This is a genomic window from Thermosynechococcus sp. OHK43 (genome assembly GCF_014466085.1).
In the GTDB taxonomy this organism is placed as follows: domain Bacteria; phylum Cyanobacteriota; class Cyanobacteriia; order Thermosynechococcales; family Thermosynechococcaceae; genus Thermosynechococcus.
In genome coordinates this window covers 1-3,878 of sequence record NZ_JACOMP010000111.1, presented here as the reverse complement: position 1 = coordinate 3,878, position 3,878 = coordinate 1, and the positions used below count along the sequence as shown (strand labels likewise).

Below are 3,878 nucleotides of genomic sequence, written 5' to 3'. Positions count from 1 at the left end.
GGTCGATGTAGATCATCTGCACCTTGCCGACCATGCCCTCTTTTTCCATGAGCGAGTTCATCACCAGCAGGCTGTCGCCGGCGATCAGGCGGTTCGACCAGCCGTGGCGGTGCTGGTAGAACTCGATAGCCTCCCGCAGTGGCTCTTTTCTCTCTTCCTCGAACAGTGATAACTGGCCACTAGCCACTGACCACTGACCACTGTCTTTCCGCACCGCCTCGATGATGGTGCGCGGGTCGATGCGCTCGTGGACGTGGAGCGAGACCGTGGGCACTTCGAAGGAGGTGTGCTCGGCCTTGCCCGCCCAGACCAGTTGCGGGTCCAGGTGCGGGTCGTAGGCGTAGCGCTTTTTCTTCTGCCCGGCGTCCGGGTCGGTCTCCGGCGTTACGAGTCCAACCAGCGGGTTGTTCAGGCGCTCTTTGTCGCGATGCTCGTAGGATGCGATGGGGCGGCTGGAGGACTGTTTTTTGCGCGGCATATCGGGGAACAGGCCAGTAGTATTTTGAGAAAATTGTACATGGAACTATAAAGGCTGTGCCGCGATTCTACCCCTGTTGTGGCTCTGACCCCCTCCCTCAATTGATCCGCTGGCTGACTTTCGGCTAAGGTTTTGGGAAGTCCCTTGTCAGCGTTGCCCTATGTCTTTCAAGCGGTTGGTGCTTGCCGCCCTCAGTGTCGTGGTGGCTGCCCTGATTACGGTGTCCTTGCTAGGTAGCTATTTGGAGCCTCAAACCCAAGGACAAATCAACCTGTCTCAAACTAATTTGTCACTGCAAGCCCGCGAATGGCAGGGGCTAGGGGATGCTGACATTAGCGATCGCCTCCTCGGCGATCTACAAGGAGCGATCAAAGCCTATGAAAGGGTGCTGCAGACCCCCACACCGCAAAACCAACCGCTGCGTCTGCAATTAGGACTGCTCTATGCTGAAACTGGGCAGGGCGATCGCGCCCTGAAAACCTGGCGATTCCTGATCCAAGAGGGTCAAGGGGCAACCCGCAGTACAGCAGAAGTACTCCTCAGCCTGTGGTCAGAGCCACCGCAACTGCTCCCAGAGGCGGAACCATTGATTAAAAATACCCTCCACGGCTGGTTTCGCGATCGCGCCCTCGAACGCCTCTACGAACTGCAACAGCGCTCCGATGCCCTGATGGCCCTGGCCAGTGCCGAACAAAACCGCGCCAAAGCGGCCTTCTATCGCCTTGCCCTCCTTGGCGCGACGCCATTGCTAGGAAGTTTGATTGGGATGGTTCTCTGGATTGTCTGGATCTATCAACACCTGCGCCGCCGCCACCAAGGAAATCCCCCTCCCATCCCTAACCCCCGTCACATGGAGCTGGGAAACCCTCTGGGAAGGCATGGTGATCTGGTTTGCCCTCTTTTTTGCCATTAGCCTGATGCTGATGCCCTTGGTGCGCACCCTGATCAGTCAGGGGCTGCCGCTGCGTTCCGCTATGGCTCAAACCCTCTATGCATTGGCCAGTTACAGCATCATCACGGCGGCAGGCTTGGGCTGGCTCTGGTATTTCCTGCGTCCCTTTGGCAAGCGCCCTTGGCAATGGCTACGCTGGCAGGGAGGGTTAGGGAGAGCGCTGCGTTGGGGGGTAGGTGGCTATTTTGCCGCGCTTCCCCTAGTGCTGTTGAGTTCACTCGCCAGTCAAGCCCTCCTCAAAAATCAAGGGGGGGGAAATCCGCTGCTGGAGATTATTTTGCAGAGCCGTGACTATCCAACCTTTGCTCTGCTCTATGTCATGGTGGCACTGATGGCGCCCTTCTTTGAGGAGATTCTCTTTCGGGGCTTTTTCTTTCGTTCTGTGCAATCCTATCTCCCCCTAGGCACAGCCATGGGCCTCACTGGGGTGTTGTTTGCGATTGCCCACCTCAATTTAGCCGACCTCTTGCCCCTGACGGTTTTGGGAACAGTGCTCAGCTACATCTACTGGCGATCGCAAAACATTGGTGCGGCAATGATTCTCCACAGCATCTGGAACAGTGGCTCCTTTTTAGGCTTGCTCCTATTGAGCGGGGGGACGGAAGCGGGGTTCTAACTGCTGCACCAACCACTGGCGGGGCACCAACCGTCCGGCAAGGGCAAGGAAGCGATTGGCGGGCTGACCGGGAATGACCGTTGCCCCATCGGTTTGCAAGGCAGCAAGGGTTTCGGCAACGACCTGTTCGGGCCTATCCTGCTGGGCAATGAGAGCAGGGTTGCGGGTCATATCGGCGCGCTCAAAGAAGTTGGTGGCAGTGGGTCCGGGACAGACGGCCAAAACCCGAATACCCCAGGGTTTGACTTCTGCCCAGAGGGCTTCGCTAAAGTGGCGGACAAAGGCTTTAGTGGCAGCATAGACGGCAAGGTAGGGAAGGGGCTGAAAGGCGGCAATGGAGCTGACATTAATGATGGTTCCTTGACGGCGGGGGCGCATTTCCTGGAGCACGAGATGGGTGAGTTCCACCAGGGCTGTGATGTTCACTTGGAGCATGGCCGTCAATTGCTGGCGATCGCGATCGCCAAAGGCTCCATAATCGCCAAAACCAGCATTATTGACCAGCACATCCACGGCCAATCCCAAGGATTGAATCTGTCCATAGAGGCGGCAGGCAGCACCGGGCTCACTCAGATCTTGGGGAATACACAGCACCGATACCTTTTGGCTCAGGCGCGTCTTGAGGGCCTCTAGGGCGTCGCGAGAACGCCCCGTCAGGATCAAATGGTGCTGGCGATCGGCAAAGGCTTGGGCAAAGGCCTGCCCCAATCCCCCCGTTGCCCCCGTAATCAGTACCGTTGTCATAATTGTTACGAAACGTAAAGATCGCTATCTTAAGAGTAATACACTTTGCAGGAAGGGACTGGGCAAAATGACCTCGACGCTCTCCGCCACAGCAGCTTTTCCCACCGCAGACTGGACTTGGCGCGGCCATCGCATTCGCTACAGCGTCAATGGCAGTGGTGCCCCAGTGGTCTTGGTTCATGGGTTTGGTGCCTCCATTGGTCACTGGCGCAAAAATATCCCCGCCCTCACTGCCGCAGGCTACCGTGTCTATGCCCTTGATTTACTGGGCTTTGGTGCATCGGCAAAGCCAAATTTAACCTACAGCTTGGATCTGTGGGCAGAGCTACTGGCGGATTTTTGGCAAGCCCATATTGGGGAACCGGTGGTTTGGGTCGGCAACTCCATTGGGGGTCTGTTGTGTTTAATGATGGCCGCCCGCTATGGCCACACCTGCCGTGGGGTCAGTGTTCTCAACTGTGCCGGCGGACTCAACCACCGTCCCAATGAACTCAACTGGGCACAGAGTCTGTTTACAGCAATTTTTCGGGCATTGGTGGCCTCCCCGATCATTGGTCATCTCATTTTCCATCAGATTCGACAGCCAGAGCGCATCCGCAAAACCCTGACCCAAGTCTATGCCAATCCCGAAGCCATCACCGATGAATTGGTGGAGCTGTTGCACCGGCCGGCCATGGATACCGGTGCTAAAGAGGTCTTTGCCCGCGTCATTTCGGCACCCCCTGGCCCCAAAATTGTTGATTTGCTCCCCCACATTCAAGTGCCAATTCTAGTGCTGTGGGGGGAAGTGGATCCTTGGACCCCCGTGTCGGGGACAAAGCACTTTGAGGCTCACCAAGACCGCTTAGCCATCCGCATTGAGCGGTTGCCCAATACTGGCCACTGCCCCCATGACGATCGCCCTGAACTTGTCAACCCAATTTTAATTGGGTGGCTGCAACAGTTGACTCAAGGCTAGCTGAGTCACCTCAACAGACCCCCAAGGGCATTCAGACTGGCTGATAAGGGCGGCAGCAGTAGGCGATCGCCCACCATGGCAGCACACAGCAGCATCATATACAGGATGGAAAACCTAAAGAGACTACGGG

Annotated in this window: 4 protein-coding genes and 2 pseudogenes; 3 read left to right on the top strand and 3 right to left on the bottom strand. The window is 56.9% G+C overall.

The features are described 5' to 3' along the window. Positions 1–478 (bottom strand): annotated as a pseudogene (locus H8Q75_RS04650) (site-specific DNA-methyltransferase); the annotation flags it as partial. Between the two features lie 160 nt (positions 479–638). Here H8Q75_RS04650 and H8Q75_RS04645 point away from each other — a divergent pair. Together H8Q75_RS04645 and H8Q75_RS04640 are read left to right on the top strand one after the other, a co-directional pair. Further along, positions 639–1,391 carry a tetratricopeptide repeat protein gene (locus tag H8Q75_RS04645; protein WP_297040818.1) on the top strand — a complete coding sequence of 251 codons (753 nt, stop codon included), beginning with the start codon at positions 639–641 and terminating at the stop codon, positions 1,389–1,391. Beyond that, entirely contained in the window at positions 1,357–2,046 is a 690-nt protein-coding gene (locus H8Q75_RS04640; RefSeq protein WP_297040817.1) for a type II CAAX endopeptidase family protein, read from the top strand. The genes H8Q75_RS04645 and H8Q75_RS04640 overlap by 35 nt, the downstream gene beginning before the upstream one ends. Here H8Q75_RS04640 and H8Q75_RS04635 read toward each other — a convergent pair. Continuing rightward, positions 2,014–2,790, bottom strand: coding sequence for an SDR family oxidoreductase (locus H8Q75_RS04635; protein ID WP_024124924.1), 777 nt, complete (start codon positions 2,788–2,790; stop codon positions 2,014–2,016). The two genes, H8Q75_RS04640 and H8Q75_RS04635, sit on opposite strands and share 33 nt — an antisense overlap. Before the next feature lie 67 nt (positions 2,791–2,857). On the opposite strand from H8Q75_RS04635, the gene H8Q75_RS04630 reads away from it, so the two are divergent. Beyond that, positions 2,858–3,748, top strand: a complete 891-nt coding sequence (locus H8Q75_RS04630) for an alpha/beta fold hydrolase (RefSeq protein WP_297040816.1) — start codon at positions 2,858–2,860, stop codon at positions 3,746–3,748. Between the two features lie 5 nt (positions 3,749–3,753). Here the strand turns inward: H8Q75_RS04630 and H8Q75_RS11945 are convergent. Further along, positions 3,754–3,878, bottom strand: a pseudogene (locus tag H8Q75_RS11945) (protoheme IX farnesyltransferase); the annotation flags it as partial.